Annotated in this window: 12 protein-coding genes; 11 read left to right on the forward strand and 1 reads right to left on the reverse strand. The window is 36.4% G+C overall.

The annotated features are described in order from the left end of the window. The first annotated feature begins 19 nt into the window (after positions 1-19). The 10 genes from HMPREF0999_RS04715 to HMPREF0999_RS04760 all read left to right on the forward strand — a co-directional run bounded on the left by HMPREF0999_RS04715 (position 20) and on the right by HMPREF0999_RS04760 (position 10,763). The gene (locus tag HMPREF0999_RS04715; protein ID WP_009275306.1) at positions 20-247 is read left to right on the forward strand and encodes a hypothetical protein; all 228 of its coding nucleotides are present in this window, start codon (positions 20-22) and stop codon (positions 245-247) included. Continuing rightward, positions 222-635 carry an RteC domain-containing protein gene (locus HMPREF0999_RS04720; RefSeq protein ID WP_009275307.1) on the forward strand — a complete coding sequence of 138 codons (414 nt, stop codon included), beginning with the start codon at positions 222-224 and terminating at the stop codon, positions 633-635. Before HMPREF0999_RS04715 ends, HMPREF0999_RS04720 begins: the two co-directional genes overlap by 26 nt. 129 nt (positions 636-764) lie before the next feature. Next, positions 765-1,097, forward strand: coding sequence for a helix-turn-helix domain-containing protein (locus HMPREF0999_RS04725; RefSeq protein WP_009275308.1), 333 nt, complete (start codon positions 765-767; stop codon positions 1,095-1,097). A 284-nt stretch (positions 1,098-1,381) separates the two neighbouring features. Beyond that, positions 1,382-1,966: a BfmA/BtgA family mobilization protein gene (locus tag HMPREF0999_RS04730; protein ID WP_009275309.1), complete on the forward strand. Its 585-nt coding sequence runs from the start codon at positions 1,382-1,384 to the stop codon at positions 1,964-1,966. A 4-nt stretch (positions 1,967-1,970) separates the two neighbouring features. Continuing rightward, complete coding sequence (locus tag HMPREF0999_RS04735) at positions 1,971-2,888, forward strand: DUF5712 family protein (RefSeq protein WP_009275310.1); 918 nt, start codon at positions 1,971-1,973, stop codon at positions 2,886-2,888. A 116-nt stretch (positions 2,889-3,004) separates the two neighbouring features. Next, a complete protein-coding gene (locus HMPREF0999_RS04740; RefSeq protein WP_009275311.1) occupies positions 3,005-4,132 on the forward strand; it encodes a hypothetical protein in 1,128 nt (375 codons plus the stop codon). Continuing rightward, a complete protein-coding gene (locus HMPREF0999_RS04745; RefSeq protein WP_010182388.1) occupies positions 4,129-4,590 on the forward strand; it encodes a three component ABC system middle component in 462 nt (153 codons plus the stop codon). The genes HMPREF0999_RS04740 and HMPREF0999_RS04745 overlap by 4 nt, the downstream gene beginning before the upstream one ends. After that, positions 4,587-6,641, forward strand: a complete 2,055-nt coding sequence (locus HMPREF0999_RS04750) for a DUF3732 domain-containing protein (protein ID WP_009275313.1) — start codon at positions 4,587-4,589, stop codon at positions 6,639-6,641. The genes HMPREF0999_RS04745 and HMPREF0999_RS04750 overlap by 4 nt, the downstream gene beginning before the upstream one ends. A 447-nt stretch (positions 6,642-7,088) precedes the next feature. Continuing rightward, on the forward strand, positions 7,089-9,356 hold the full coding sequence (locus tag HMPREF0999_RS04755) for a cation:proton antiporter (RefSeq protein ID WP_005859782.1): 2,268 nt from the start codon (positions 7,089-7,091) through the stop codon (positions 9,354-9,356). Between the two features lie 168 nt (positions 9,357-9,524). Further along, complete coding sequence (locus tag HMPREF0999_RS04760) at positions 9,525-10,763, forward strand: MFS transporter (protein ID WP_005859780.1); 1,239 nt, start codon at positions 9,525-9,527, stop codon at positions 10,761-10,763. A gap of 63 nt (positions 10,764-10,826) precedes the next feature. Here HMPREF0999_RS04760 and HMPREF0999_RS04765 read toward each other — a convergent pair whose 3' ends face one another. Then, positions 10,827-11,723, reverse strand: coding sequence for a PfkB family carbohydrate kinase (locus tag HMPREF0999_RS04765; protein ID WP_005859778.1), 897 nt, complete (start codon positions 11,721-11,723; stop codon positions 10,827-10,829). A 452-nt stretch (positions 11,724-12,175) separates the two neighbouring features. On the opposite strand from HMPREF0999_RS04765, the gene HMPREF0999_RS04770 reads away from it, so the two are divergent. Next, the gene (locus HMPREF0999_RS04770) at positions 12,176-14,986 is read left to right on the forward strand and encodes a DUF6383 domain-containing protein (RefSeq protein ID WP_009275314.1); all 2,811 of its coding nucleotides are present in this window, start codon (positions 12,176-12,178) and stop codon (positions 14,984-14,986) included. Positions 14,987-15,121 lie beyond the last annotated feature (135 nt).

The following is a 15,121-nucleotide window of genomic DNA, read 5'->3' on the forward strand; positions in this document are numbered from 1 at the left end:
CTTTATAAATATTAGATATATGAATGATTTATTGAAAACGAGGTTGAGTGATTTATTATTTGAAACCTCACAAGAAGTAACAACCGAAGAAATGCAAAATGCCTATGGTGAATTTGTCGAACAAATTAGAGCCATGAGTAATGGAAATGATTACTCCACTACTTTCCGGATTCTTGTAGCTACCCGTATTGAGATAGCTTCACTTGAAACTGTACCTCTTTATGGGCAGGGGGGAAAATGTGCTTAAAAAACAGTTTCTACAAAAGACATTGGCTATTATCAATTCAGAACTGGAGCTATTGAACCTAAAAATTCAATATCCAACCCCATTTCAAAACCGGAAAAATGGTAATCCACAATCGCCACTCTATCTGACAGATGAAACTAACCTTGTTGAAATCATGGAACTAGTTAGCGGATTATTCCTATCTAAGAGAATTATAAACCATGCCGGGAAAGAAGCACCATTAACAGAAATCGGACGAGCCTTTGAACATCTCTTCAATATCAAATTTGGGGACATCCACAAAAAGCATGAAAGTGTAATTTGTCGGCAAGCCAATAAACGAATCGAATTTTTGGATACACTTCGCAAAGCTATTGCCGAAGAAAGTAAAAAGAAAGGCTATCTATAAATCAGGAACTTACCAACAATTGTTAGGGGAGTAGATATACTACACCCCTAACTTATTTGCATCCATTTACCGTACTTTGCTTCATCAATCGATTGAGAACAATAATGTTAAACTAAAAAATGAAGCAAAATGTATATAGATAACGAAAATTTCAAGAAATGGATGGAGAAACTATCCAAAAAACTCACCGTAATCGGACAAGATTTGAAATCTCTTATCAATACTGATACAGTACTAGATGATAATGAGAAGATTCTTGATAATCAGGATTTAGCTTTTCTCCTGAAAGTATCTTTCCGAACTCTTCAACGCTACAGAGTAAATAATCAACTTCCTTATTTCACTATCGGAAGGAAAACCTATTATCGGGCTGTAGATATTCGAACTTTTGTTCGTGAACGTGCCGATTTTCAAACCTACAAACGGTTTGAAAAAGACAATCAGTTGACAAATCAGCCCTGATAGCAAAATGCAGTAGAAGGAAGAAGCCTGTGTACGGGCTATTTCTTTGTGTTGTCACCTCGATTTAACAAAAACTGCTTCACCTATCGGTTCAGCCCGTTTCGCTAAATCGAGCAAGAGGGAACTGGACAAGTCCTGTTCTTCCCTCTTGCCCTGCGGGGCAAAGCCTTCGGCTTTAGCGTGTTACAAGAACACGCTGTAATGACACCTGTAATAAGCATTTTCTTTGTAATGCTTATTATCAGGTATTTATCTATTCATATTTCTATAAAAAAGTAATTACCATGCCAAACAACAGTCGAAAAACGATATTCACTACCGTTTCCATAGACAAGGAAACGGCAGCTTTGGTAGAGAAGATATGCAAACGCTATTCACTGAAAAAGAGTGAAGTTGTAAAGTTGGCGTTCGGGTATATAGATAAGGCACATATCAACCCATCCGAAGCCCCTGAATCAGTAAAATCGGAACTGGCGAAAATAAATAAGAGACAGGATGATATTATCCGCTTCATCCGTCACTATGAGGAAGAACAACTGAACCCCATGATACGAGTAACAAATTCTATCGCTTTGCGTTTCGATGCTATCGGCAAAACTTTAGAAACTCTTATTCTCTCTCAATTGGAAGCCAGTCAGGAGAAACAAACAGCTGTACTTAAAAAACTAAGTGAGCAGTTCTGCAATCATGCCGATGTAATAAACAGTCAGTCCAAACAGATTAACGCACTTTACCAGATACACCAACGGGATTATAAAAAACTGTTCCACCTAATACAACTCTATTCGGAACTTTCTGCTTGTGGGGTGATGGATAGCAAAAGGAAAGAGAACCTGAAAGCAGAAATCAGCAATTTGATAAACACATAGGATAATGCACATAGACTTTGCCCCACCATCAAACGGAACATATAATAACACTGGTAGTAGCCGACAGCTAGCTAATTACATGGAGCATGAAGATTTAGAACGGATGGAGAAAGGCATCTATACTGAAGGCTTTTTCAATCTTACAGATGATAATATCTATAAATCAAAGGTCATAAAGGATATAGATACAAATATTGGGCAACTCCTAAAAACGGATGCTAAGTTTTACGCTATTCACATCAGCCCATCGGAAAAGGAACTCCGGGCGATGGGTAACACAGAACAGGAACAAGCCGAAGCAATGAAATGCTATATTCGTGAGGTGTTTATCCCTGAATATGCCAAGAACTTCAACAAAGAACTATCCGAAGCAGATATAAAGTTTTACGGAAAGATACATTTTGACCGTAGCCGTTCCGACAATGAACTGAATATGCACTGCCATTTGATTGTGAGCCGAAAAGACCAAACTAATAAAAAGAAACTATCACCACTCACCAATCATAAGAATACAAAGAACGGAATAATAAAAGGTGGCTTTGACCGTGTGAATCTGTTTCAGCAGATAGAACAGGGGTTTGATAAGTTATTTAGTTACAACCGTCAGAAAATAGAAGCATTTGATTATCAAAACACTATGAAGAATAATCCTATATATGAGCAACTCAAATTACAAGAACAAAAATTGGAACCTAATGAAAGAAAAACAGAAATTAAACAAAATAGTAATTTAGAAGACAATACAAATACTAATATTTCTACAAAGCTAGAAACTAAAATCCCTATAACCCTCCAAAATAGCCCAATATCTAGTTCACTCATTTCATTTACTCCAACGAAGGTAAGTTCTTTTTCCAATCCAGAAGAACTTTTATCTAATCCTAAAAAGAGCAAAAGGGAAAAAAGAAGAAGGATAAGGTAGCAAATGTATTGATAGTCTAAAGATTATACCTAAAGTATCTAAATATGTGAAGAAAAGATATTATATTTGCATACACTGTAGTTAGTATAAATGCAGATGTAAAATAATTTGTAGATATGGTGAAACTAAGTAATAATTCAACACCTACAATAAAAGGATTAATTTATCAATTTCTTGTAGCTTTAGGAAAATGCTTCGAGTTACAAGCTGGAGAAACTGTATATATAGAAACATATGGTGATATATCTATTTTGGGTTGTAACGACACAGTACAAATAGAATCTAAATTTTATAAAGAGAATCTGACCGATTATGATCATAATATATGGAATACTTTGAATAACTGGCTTAAGGAGAGTTTTCCTATTGATTCTTTCTCTTCTTTGGTTTTATTGACTACGCAAAACGTTAAATCAACAAGTATCTGGTTTGGATGGAATGATAAAAATATCGCTGAAAAGTTACAAATATTACAAAATGCAGCATTAAAATACTATAGAAAAAAGTCAAGTAAGGATGCTAAGACAGAAAAGCTGATTCAATCAGTATTAAATGAGGCTAAATTTGAAAGATTAAAAATTGCATTGAAGAAATTTGTGATTGATAACAATGCCTTGAATGATATTAAATATTACAAATACATAAAAGAAACTCATGCTAAAACAATTCCAGAAATACGCCAAGATGAATTTATTCGCTCCATGTTAGGATATGTAATTTCGCCTCAAACAATTGATAATAATTGGAGTATTACATATGATGATTTTAGGCAAGAAGTAAATATACTCGCTCAAAGTCTAATTGATACGACGACTCATTTTCCTTCTAAAATAAGGTTGATAGATATAAAACACGAAGAATACAATACAAACCCGTTCGTTGATAAAATCAAACAGATTGAATACAATGAAGTAGTATTGGAAGCAATAACAGATTATGTACAAACTAAAGAACTAATAATAAATGAAATCATAACATCAAAGAAAATTTCTGATTCATTAAATGAATATGAAGAAACTCTCTTAAAGAGACATAATACAGAATACCGAAAAGCCTGTAGGCACTGTTCTGACAATAGACATAAAATTATTCATTCTCAAGACTTCTATGACAATATGATGTCTGCTAATGATAGTACTTTTTATATATATAATAGTGTTCCAGCTTACTTTCATAATGGAATGTTACACATTTTAGCAGATGAAAAAGAAGATTTTGTTTGGCTTATAAAACTAAAAACATGAGTAAGTTTGTTGATAATATATTTCTTATACATAACAATGTCTTTTCTCTAACTCCAATAATAATTTCTTTCTACAAAAATTATACATCAAGAGAAAAAGATATATTAATTGCTTATTTCATTCTTCCGATCGTGCTAAATCCAATTGCTATTGAAGAAATAAAAAGTGTTAATAGAAATTCAAATATAACACGATTGGTAGCAAATAAAAAGATAATGGCAGGATTCCAGAATAGATTCAAGCAATTTCAGCAGATTACTAACGACTGCTTACAATATGCTTTGGATTGCAAGTATATTGAAATAAATGAAAATCTAAGTATAAAAGTGACCAATAGGGATATCTTATATACTGATAAATCATTTAATGATGCCATAAACCTTGCATCAAAACTACCAAAAATATTTACGCAAGATATAATTAATACATATTATACATTTGGAATTAAAGGCTTATGAAAAGTTATATAAAATATATCGGTTTAATAGATAACGAAGAAAATTGTCATTATATTGATCTTATTGAGGGATTAAACATAATCACAGGACGTTCTTCTACAGGTAAAAGTGCTATTATTGAAATATTTGATTTCTGCTTTGGTAATTCCGAAAACACAATACCAGATGGGGTGATAACCGATAATACAAAATTGTATTTTCTTGTTTTTGAGATCAATAATACGAATTTAGTATTGGCTCGAAATCAAGAAGAAAAAAGTACTTACGCCTTCTTCCGAGTTGATCCCAATTTTCCATCGCCCGATTATTTAAAATCAGAATATTTCCAGTCAGATTATTATCTTCCACTAAAAGCCTACAAAGAAGAGTTAGGAAGATATTTTGGAATAAATATTTCATCAACTGATGAAGATAACAATATTTTAAATTACCGCAATAAAAAGGGACGTCCTTCTGTTAGAAACATGACCTCGTATATTCTTCAACATCAAAATCTTATTGCAAATAAGCATTCTTTATTTTATCGATTCGATGAGAAAGAAAAAAGAGACAAGATTATAGATGAATTTAAGATATTTGCAGGTTTTGTAGATCAAGACTATTTTATTATTAAACAACAAATCAATGATAAAAAGTTAGAGTACGAGAAGAAGCAACGAGAAATCACTCAATTTAAAGATGAGAAAAAGAAAAGGTCTGCAATACTAAGGGAGTTATTGGAAGAATATCACATGATAGTTGGGAATCACCTATTACAAGGGTATTCTGCTGAAAATATGCTAGAAGCTCCCAAAATATATTTAGAGAAAATTCAAAGTGATGGAGGTATAACAGTTGATGATCAGTCTAATGTCTTCAAAGAACAATATACAAAACTTGAAACACGTAAAAACGAACTTCTTGCGTCACGGCGGAAGATAATGTTGAAATTGGAAAACATCAATTCATCTATTAAATATGCAAAAAAATACAGTGAAGCAATTGATATGATAACCCCTATTTCAGAAGCGATAAAAGAAGATTCTCAATGTCCATTCTGTTTACAAGGAAATAATAATACCTCTCTTCAAATCAATAAGCTATCAGATGCTATTGATTGGTTAAATTCAGAGCTACGTAAAGCTCCTTTAATGATTGATTCGTTTTTGCCTGAAAAACAAAAATGCGAACAAGAATTAGCTGCTATTGATGAAACGCTTAAACACATTCGATATGAAATAAATAAAATATTAAAAGTCAATGATGAGTTAGAGAAAAATAAATCATTAGAAGAGCAAGGATTTAAAGTTCGTTTATCAATAGAAAACCATCTTGAATGGTCGTTGGATATAAAAAATAAAATTCAAGAATCAAACATAGAACAGCTTAAGGAAGATATTGATACATTGGAAAGGAAAATAAGTGACGAGTATGATGTTGAAAACAAATTAAAATCGGCTGAAAATTTCATCAATGAAGCTATGAATGAAATCGGCAAGAATTTTGACTTTGAAAAATCATACAAACAAATAAACTTAAAATTTGACATTAATACATTTGAGTTATATCATCTGAAAAAGAATGAGGCAGAACAAATAGAAAAGAAAATCTACCTTAGATCAATGGGAAGTGGAGCTAATTGGCTATATTCACATGTTTGCCTTTTCCTTGGTATTCAGAAGTACTTCTGTTCATTAGGGAATAAGTGCTTAGTTCCAAGTATCTTATTCCTAGATCAGCCAAGTCAAGTCTATTTTCCAACAATTGTCGATAATAACAAAGATGGTTTTGATCCTCACAAACTAAAAGAAATGGAGGGTGATTTAAAGAATACAGATGATGATTTAAAAGCAGTCACAAATTTATTTGATCAGATTTTAAAATTCATAAATGATACATATAAAGAATTTGAGATAGCTCCACAAGTAATAATTTCCGACCATGCAGATAATTTGGAACTTAAACAAGGAACTTTTGAAAACTATGTTAGAAGACGTTGGAGAAAGAACACTGATGGATTAATTGATTTATCTAAACTTACACAAAGCGATTTAGGAACTGCTACCTATTAAACTCAGTTTAAGATTTAATTAAGTGATAAATTCTGCAACAAATTTGCAATAAGAATGAGATCTTGTTATCTTTGTCCCAGTATTCTCCATGAGCAAACTACCGCAAAAGCACGTAGCAAATCAGTGGGATAAATCATGGGATATGCTTGAAGCTAAAAATATAAAGTTTTAAATATCAGCGTGGTAACTCTCTTAGGAGAATCCCAGGCGGATCACCAAGAAAGGGTATTCAGCAATGAAGACCCTTTTTTTATATCTCGTAAACTGCCGCTTATAGATATTGGTGTATTCATGCTGTTAAGATAAAGCTCTTGGGGGGAGGAGGAATTTGCTGCGGTTGTCCTGGAATATTTCCCATATATGTTTTTAGGACAAGAGTACTTTTGTTTTATCCCAACATGGTTCTAAGTTAATATGTAAATTTGCGAGCACAAAATAATGAATAACATGTCTGAAATTGCACCTCTTATTTCCGACTTGGCGGTTATATTGATTGCGGCGGGAATAATTACATTGATTTTTAAATGCTTGAAACAACCTGTCGTTTTGGGGTATATTGTCGCTGGCATTCTTGCCGGGCCCGCCGTACCTTATATACCAACGGTATCCGATCCTACCAATATAAAAATATGGGCAGATATAGGCGTCATCTTTCTTTTGTTTGCTATGGGATTAGAATTCTCTTTCAAGAAGTTGATGACCGTAGGAGGTACAGCTGTTATCGCCTCTATAACCATAGTCTCCGGAATGATGTTTCTAGGCTATACTGCAGGAAACGCGCTTGGCTTCTCGCATCTAAGCAGTATATTTTTAGGCGGTATGCTTTCTATGTCATCCACCGCTATCGTATTCAAGGCGTTCGATGACATGGGACTCAGAGGGCAAAAATTTACAGGAGTAGTATTAGGCGTCTTGGTGGTCGAAGATTTAGTGGCCGTAGTTTTGATGGTCTTGCTTTCAACCTTAGCAGTCAGCAAGCAAGTCGAAGGAATGGAAATGCTGGAAAGTATTCTAAAGTTAGGAGCGTTTCTTATATTTTGGTCATTACTCGGAATCTATCTGATTCCAAGTTTTCTTAAAAAGATTAAGCCATTTCTTAACGACGAAACCTTATTAATCATAGCATTAGGCTTCTGTTTAGGTATGGTTATGATTGCGGCTAAAGCGGGATTCTCCTCTGCGTTAGGAGCTTTTGTTATGGGATCGTTATTGGCTGAAACCATTGAGGCCGAGAAGATAGAAAAATTGGTAAAACCGGTAAAAGACCTGTTTGCGGCCATATTTTTTGTTTCTGTAGGCATGATGATACAACCGGATTTATTGATTGAATACCTTGTCCCAATCTGCATCTTAACCATATTGGTTATCATTGGGCAAATCTTTTTTGGGAGTCTTGGTGTCCTCTTGTCCGGACAGCCATTAAAGATAGCTCTACAATCAGGATTCTCTCTGACCCAAATAGGTGAATTTGCGTTTATTATCGCTTCATTGGGAGTTAGCTTAAAGGTAACAGACGATTATCTGTATCCTGTTATTGTCGCTGTATCAGTCGTTACAACATTTCTTACTCCTTATATGATTCGCATGGCGACCCCGGTCTATCAATTGATTGACAATTATTTGCCTTCATCTATAAAACTAATGTTGAACCGTTATTCTTCCGGATCCAACACGGTCAAACATAAAAGTACATGGAATAAGCTGTTGAAATCTATGTTACTAGATGTAATACTATATACAGTATTGACAATATTCAGTATTATCATATTTTTCACTTATGTAAATCCAATTATTCGCGAGAACATATTAGGCTTCAAAGGGGCTCTATTGAGCTTATCTATTATTTTGGCCATTATATTACCTTTTCTTTGGGCTATCATTATGAAGAAGAATCATTCTCCTGAATTCCTGAAATTATGGAATGATAGTAAATTCAACCGGGGACCATTGGTTTCTTTGATAGCGATAAAGCTGCTCCTTTGCGCAAGTATTCTAATGCCAGTCATAGTCCATATATTTAATGTAGCATCTGGTGTTGGATTTATTATCACCCTGTTGATATTGCTAATGATTATTTTATCCAAAAAACTGAAAAAGCGTTCTCTCTCGATCGAGAAAAGATTTATTGACAACTTCAACGGGAAAACAACGGACTCAAACATTGGAAGTCCTTTGACTGATAATATCTTGAAATCTTTGCCTTTCAATGATTTGCACTTGATGGATTTCGTTGTTGGCCAAGAATCCTCCATTGTCGGCCGGAGTTTGAAAGAGATCAACTTCCGTCAAAAATATGGAATAAATATCGTTTCCATCATTCGAGGTGAACGACAAATCAATATACCTAGAGGAGAGGAACGCCTTTATCCTTTTGATAAGATTATAATTGTTGGTACGGATGAGGAATTGGATCTTTTCCAGGAGATAATACAAAAACAGGACAAAGAATATAGAGATCAGTTGGCGCAAAGCTTTAATAATAATATCAAAATAGAGCAATTTAATATTGAACCAGACTCTCCGTTGATCGGGCGATCTATTCAACAGTCTGACATTCGGGATAAGAACGCTTGTCTGATCTTGGGTATTGAACGAGACGGAAAGTCAATGATGAATCCTCCATCCCAAACCGTATTCAAGGAAAACGACAACGTATGGGTTGCTGGAGAATATCGTCAAATTGTTCAATTGAGCGAAGGTTTAAGTTATAATTAAGTGTTTCAGCCAAAGTGTAAAATATATTTTTCATTAGGGAAGCCATCTCTTAAATTCTACATTTAAGACTTAGGGGATTAGGATATTAGGATATATTTGATAGCTTTGCGAAGAAATGGGGGGCGTGCCCCTTTCTCGAATAAATGATAACAATAAAAGTAAATGATAATGAATGAAAAAATGAATGCTACATTGGGCAACGCTTTTCCCAAGGAACGGATTCGTTATGCGATGCTTTCTTTCTTTTTAGCGCAAGGTCTTTGTTTCTCTAGTTGGGCTAGCCGTATTCCGGACGTGAAGGATATTTTTGAGGTGAATTACGCTTTCTATTGGGGCTTGGTCTTGTTCCTGATCCCGGTAGGTAAGTTTGTGGCGATACCGTTAGCGGGTTATTTGGTGTCGAAGTTGGGGAGTCGTATTATGGCGCAGGTCAGTGTGTTGGGGTATGCCTTGGCCTTATTCGCGATAGGTACGGCACATAATATTTATCTGCTGGGTGTTTATTTGTTCTGTTTTGGGGTGTTCTGGAATCTTTGCGATATATCCTTGAATACGCAAGGAATTGGTATCGAGCGACTCTATGGGCGTACGATTATGGCCTCATTTCATGGAGGTTGGAGTCTGGCGGCTTGTTTAGGGGCTTTGATCGGGTTTATCATGATCGTATCCGGTGTTACTCCGTTCTGGCATTTTACGTTGATTGCATTATTGATTGGAGTGACTGTTTTGGTAAGCCGGAAGTATTTGCAGGAAGACGTGGCGGTTGAGTCACCGGAGGAAGAGAAGGAAGCGGAGAAGAAAGAAGCTCCGGCATTGTTGAGCTTTATCCGTAAGCCGGAAATGCTGTTGATCCAGTTAGGTATCGTCGGGCTGTTTGCCTTGGTGGTGGAAAGCGCGATGTTTGATTGGAGTGGACTTTACTTCGAATCGGTATTGCAGGTTCCTAAGTCCTTACAGATTGGTTTCTTGGTGTTCATGGTGATGATGACGGTAGGCCGTTTTCTTACGAACTCCGCCTATAGTGTTTTAGGAAAGCAGAAGGTGTTGCAATTAGCGGGTTTCTTTATTTTAGCAGGTTTTTTTATCTCAGCCATGTTGGGTGGAATGTTCGAATCGATGACGGTAAAGGTGATCGTGAATTCCTTAGGCTTTATGTTGGTAGGCTTGGGCATCTCGTGTATGGTGCCTACTATTTATAGCTTAGTGGGCGCTAAATCGAGAACTCCGGTGGGAATTGCCTTGACGATCCTTTCCAGTATCAGCTTTATCGGCTCGTTGATCGCACCTTTGTTGATCGGAGCGATCTCGCAGGCTTTCAATATGAAATACGCTTATATCGTGGTCGGCTTGTTAGGGCTTTGTATCTTGCTAATGACTACATTCTGCAAAGCATTCAAGAATAATTAAAGATAGAGAATTGAGAATTGAAAATTAGGAGAGAGCGAATAATTTTCAATTCTCAATTTTCAACTACTCAGGCATTCGTTGTTCCGCTGTCTCTAAGCATCGCAACACATCTTCCTTAGTGCCGTTGAATGGGCCTATTCCTTCGATTTTCAATGTTGTCATAGCTGCCGCGAAACGTCCGGCTTCTTCTATGCTTGCGCCTTTGGCACGTTTATAGAGATATCCTGTCATATAAGTATCACCCGCTCCGGTAGCGTTTACTACTTCTTTCGGTATGTAAGCGGGGATTTTATGGAAAGTGGAACCGTCGTAAATGATAGATCCCATGCTTCCGAAAGTCAGCAATACCTCTTTCACGCCCCAATCGTAGATAACTTTTCCTGCGTTCACGGCATCGGTATATCCGGTTAACACCTCCATCTCATGTTCGTTAGCCTTGAGGAAGTGCACGTATTTAAGTACTTCTTTTTTCTCTGGCCAATCCACGGCAAATACATCCTTGTCTCTTACTTCCCGTAGATACCCTTGCGAGTCAATCGATACTAAGCCTTTCCCCGCTAAATACTTTACCACTTCCAAAGAGAAATCATCGGCAAGCAAACTACCAAGGTGGAAGATTTTAGAGTTGATGTTCTCCAGATATTCCACGGTGAAAGGATCTGCTTTCGCCAATACACGTTGCGTACGGTTATCTTGGTTCTCTCCATAAATATTCTCGAAATAAACGGTGTGCTTACTTGGCATCACGGCAACGTCGATACCTTCGGCTCGTAGTTCCTCCACCGTTTTCATCTCAGATTCAGCCAAGGCTGTCACTAGAGTATAGTCGATATCATCGAAATGTTTTATCGCATGCGAGAAATAAAAGGAGGTTCCTCCCGGCATATGGACGGTGTTCTTAGGTGTTACTACCTTATCCAAGGTGATGTGTCCTACGCAGCAAAGTTCGTGTGTATTCATTTTTTACTCAGTTTATTATAAAGCGACAAATTTATGAAAAAAGCTTTCAAATACATAGATTACTCTCTTTTTTGACCAATAAAAGCATGAAAGAGGCGTTTTGCCCTTGTGACTTTAGTTGCATCGGCATCAAGCTATAGTTTTAAGCTTATGGAACTAAAGTTACTTCATAGGTGAACAAAAGTTTCATTATTATAAGACTTGAAGGAATAAGGAATATCTGTTGATTGCTTGATAATTATATTATATATGTACGCTCGTACATATATAATATATGATAAAAGGGTAAATTCTATTGAAAATATAGTATATGCTATTGATCGTATGAAGATAGGTTTATAAAACGACTAGTTTAAACGATCGTTTAGACTAGTCGTTTTGTACCCATTTAGGTGGGATGCATATATAAAGAGCTTTTAATTAACACTAGTATTAATATTAATTTTAGAATTATGAACAAAAAGTTTTCTACTCTTGTAGCGGGCTTGGCTTTATGTACTGCCTTTACCGCTAATGCGAAGGTTGAAAATGGCAAAGTTTACCAATTGACCAATGAGGATGGTAAATATTTGTCTGTCACAGAGTCTTATACAAAGACTGATAGTTTGATCTTGGCTGATGCTCCTACTGCGGATATCAAGAACACTGATTATCAAAAATCCTTATGGAAAGTAACTTATCGTTTTGTCTCTTTGGCGAATACTTGGGCGTACACATTGACGAATAGCGCTACAGGCAGAGTGTTGACATTGGATAAGCAAGCTGAGTGGAACTTCAAAAATGAGGGTGCGTTTATCGCTCCGGAGAATGTGACTGCCGTTACTTTATCTGCTCAGTTGGATAATAAGACAGTTGTTTCTATCATCGCTAAAGATGATGTGGAAGCTGAAAGAACAGATATTGTTACTTTGGAAAAGGGAACGGCTGTATCTGCATCTGCGATTAACTTTACAGTAGCAGCTCCAGCAAAGATAAACATGACTGCTGACTTGTTAAATAATAAGTATGGTTCTCCTTTCGCTTTGACTTTCGACAAAAATCTGGATGGAAATCCTTTGGCAGGCAAAGAGTTGTTCGCTACAGACATTGACGGTTTAGATGGTTATGTTACTTTGCAGGATAGAACTACCGGTAAGTATTTAGTTGTGGACTCTACTTCTTGGTCTTCTAATTTGTCTTCTGAGAAATTCTGGAAACTTACTGTAGACGCACAACCTAAAGATGAGGCTGCTGCTGCTGATAAGGCTACCGGTGTAACAGCTGGTACGATCCTAGAGAATGGTCGTGCGAAAGAGTTGTATGCTTTCAAGGTGGTTTTAGATCCTTCCGATAATAGCAAGATGATCCTTTATCCGTATGCTACTCCTGTATATAAAGGCGCAAATGATACGGAGAAGAAGTCAAAAATGTGTTATGACATGGAGGTTGCCGCTAATGGTGAGATGATCGCTTTTGGTAACTTCGCAGGTACAGAGAAATTGACAATCTGGACTAAGGATGCTGCTAAATGTACTTTCGCTGAGGTTAAGCTTCCGACTACATTGGATCCAGAGTATACTTACTTTGTTAAGGATATGAACAATGCGAAGTCTGATGAGGATCATTCCGCAAATAAGAACAAAGGAAAATACTATGTATTCTCTTTCTGTGAGAACGGTACAGTTCATGCTGGTGCTGTAACAGAAGTTCCTACTGCTTTATGGTATTTGACTGAGACTAATAATTTGGCTAATATGTGGAATACTAATAGTACTAGAGGTGGTGCTATTATCCGCGTAATAGATGATGCGAAGGCTATTTATTCTTTTGGAACAGATACAGTTCAATTGGTAAAAGGCCCGAAAGTGGAGGATGCTCAAGAGTTAGCTTATAAGAAAGTTTCTAAAGAAGATTTGGTTAATGGTGCATTGTCATTCCGTTTGAAATCTGATTTATTGGAGAACTTGTATGTAACTGTTAAAGATGGCAAATTGTATGTAGCTGCCGGTGAGTTGGCTTCTGCTTATAGATTTAAGGTAGAAGAGGTTGAATTAGATGAGGCAAATTCAACTGTAGCTGAGTCAAATGGAGTGAAAGTTTACAAGTATAATGTAACAGATCGTTTAGGTAAGGCTACTTTATGCTCTAAAAATGAAAATGGAACTGATTATTATTTAATGGGTGAGCCTGATGTAGAGAATGGTGTTTATCCTGTTACATTATCTTTCTTATCTACTGGTGTAGAGAATGAATATAAGTTGGTTTCTTATTCTGAATATACTGAAGAATATGGTTATTATGGTTCTGCAATCTCTGCTTTAGCTGGATCTGGAATGCTATATACAGCTAGCTGGTGCAACACTGAGAATACTACATTCGAGTTCGCAAAGAAGGATGCTCCTACATATGCTACTTTGAATATCGGTCACGTACAGATCACTTCTTATACAGAGGATGATAACAAGATGATCGCTAGCCAGAAAGATGGTTTCGCTGTATTGAAGGCAGAAGGACAGTCTATCTTGAAGAGCGATGTATATACGCATGATTCTTTGACTTTGTGGTTGGATACTGCTTGCTTGACTTTCGAAGAGACTATGCCTTTGTATTATCTTTCTACTAATGCATTTGCGGAAGAAGGTGTGAAAACTAGAAACTATTTGATGAATACATTGGATTCTGCAGAGGTTAAGGGTTATGCTTATGAGGCTGCTGGCGCTGAGGCTGTTCGTGCTGCATTTATCGCTGGTTCTGTATGCGGTATAGATTCTATCGCAATCAAGGGTGATACAATCAATGCGATGAACTTGAATCCGGCTGCTGTCGCATTTGAGGTCGCAGCTGAGTATAGCGATGAGGCTTACAAGATCCTTTCTGTTCAAGAATATTTGAATCCGGCTTATGATGAGGAAGCAGCTGAAGAGCAAGGTGAAGAGTATGATGTAGAGAAATATTTACCTCGTAATGCTTATTTGGCTCATTTGAACAATGTTGTTTATTGGACAACTGATCCTGAGCAAGCAGAAGTATTCAAGGTAATGACAACTAGCACTCCTACATCTAATGACAAGATCGCTGCTGAGTCTGCTATCTCTGTTATCGCTAACGATGGTACTGTAACAATCCAAGGTGCCGCTGGCAAGTCTGTTGTTATCTCTAACATCTTAGGTAAGGTGGTTGCTGAGACAGTTCTTTCATCTGATAACGCTACAATCGCTGTACCTGCCGGTATCGTAGCTGTAGCTGTAGAGGGTGAGGCTGCTGTTAAGGTGGTTGTTAAATAATTATTTTATTCGAAATGATACAGTAGAGGCGGGCACGTCCCGTCTCTATCTAAATATATTTAATTAAATAATTTCCACACAACAAAGTATCCCGTGATGGGGGAACGTGTGGTTAATACTAAAGTAAAAAAGTTC

This window comes from Parabacteroides sp. D25 (assembly GCF_000307475.1).
Lineage (GTDB): Bacteria > Bacteroidota > Bacteroidia > Bacteroidales > Tannerellaceae > Parabacteroides > Parabacteroides distasonis.

What these genes read in the sequence shown, in the direction of transcription:
- HMPREF0999_RS04760 (WP_005859780.1), top strand. Translation starts at nt 9,525, where the DNA reads ATGAATGAAAAAATGAATGCTACATTGGGCAACGCTTTTCCCAAGGAA.
- HMPREF0999_RS04750 (WP_009275313.1), top strand. Translation starts at nt 4,587, where the DNA reads ATGAAAAGTTATATAAAATATATCGGTTTAATAGATAACGAAGAAAAT.
- HMPREF0999_RS04745 (WP_010182388.1), top strand. Translation starts at nt 4,129, where the DNA reads ATGAGTAAGTTTGTTGATAATATATTTCTTATACATAACAATGTCTTT.
- HMPREF0999_RS04740 (WP_009275311.1), top strand. Translation starts at nt 3,005, where the DNA reads ATGGTGAAACTAAGTAATAATTCAACACCTACAATAAAAGGATTAATT.
- HMPREF0999_RS04725 (WP_009275308.1), top strand. Translation starts at nt 765, where the DNA reads ATGTATATAGATAACGAAAATTTCAAGAAATGGATGGAGAAACTATCC.
- HMPREF0999_RS04720 (WP_009275307.1), top strand. Translation starts at nt 222, where the DNA reads ATGGGCAGGGGGGAAAATGTGCTTAAAAAACAGTTTCTACAAAAGACA.
- HMPREF0999_RS04730 (WP_009275309.1), top strand. Translation starts at nt 1,382, where the DNA reads ATGCCAAACAACAGTCGAAAAACGATATTCACTACCGTTTCCATAGAC.
- HMPREF0999_RS04735 (WP_009275310.1), top strand. Translation starts at nt 1,971, where the DNA reads ATGCACATAGACTTTGCCCCACCATCAAACGGAACATATAATAACACT.
- HMPREF0999_RS04770 (WP_009275314.1), top strand. Translation starts at nt 12,176, where the DNA reads ATGAACAAAAAGTTTTCTACTCTTGTAGCGGGCTTGGCTTTATGTACT.
- HMPREF0999_RS04755 (WP_005859782.1), top strand. Translation starts at nt 7,089, where the DNA reads ATGTCTGAAATTGCACCTCTTATTTCCGACTTGGCGGTTATATTGATT.
- HMPREF0999_RS04765 (WP_005859778.1), bottom strand. Translation starts at nt 11,723, where the DNA reads ATGAATACACACGAACTTTGCTGCGTAGGACACATCACCTTGGATAAG.
- HMPREF0999_RS04715 (WP_009275306.1), top strand. Translation starts at nt 20, where the DNA reads ATGAATGATTTATTGAAAACGAGGTTGAGTGATTTATTATTTGAAACC.